The sequence below is a fragment of the Mesorhizobium sp. WSM4871 genome (assembly GCF_055811295.1).
Map to the genome: position 1 here is coordinate 1 of NZ_JBVVPU010000061.1, position 476 is coordinate 476.

Here is a 476-nt window from a genome sequence, read left to right on the forward strand (position 1 = left end):
CTCGCATCCGTGACGCCTCCGTGATTCGGCGTCACGGACAGAATCACGGCAGATTCATACGGGGCAATAGGCCCGCCAACGATGTGGGTAATCGAAAGCTTCGCCGGAGGCATACCCCACTGCCGCGCGACATACGATACGGCCTATCTCTAGATTGGCCGATGCGGACCTCTCGCGCGATTGAGCCGGCTTTCTGCAATTGCGTGACAGTGATTTCGCCAATTCCAATACGGCTTTCGGGGCGGACATCCGGTGGGATTATCCGCCGATCCGCGGGCGGACCCGAGCCGAAGTATCCATTCGTTGGTTAAATGGTTGCCGGCCGTAAAATTAGATCGGGTGCCGAGTCGCATCTAGCCCTTCCGGTTTTCCTTCAAGACTGTGTCGGCCAATTTCTCGGCCACCATGATCGTTGGAATGTTTGTGTTCGCCCGGGGGCAAAATGGCATGACCGAAGCGTCGGCGATCCTCAAACC

1 protein-coding gene is annotated in these 476 nt (G+C 57.6%); it reads right to left on the bottom strand.

Annotated elements, in window-relative coordinates; translation table 11 throughout:
* Positions 1–353: 353 nt before the first annotated feature.
* Positions 354–476, bottom strand: a 123-nt coding sequence (locus AC0L2H_RS32505) for a GMC oxidoreductase (protein WP_473593677.1), incomplete at its 5' end; no start/stop codon positions are given.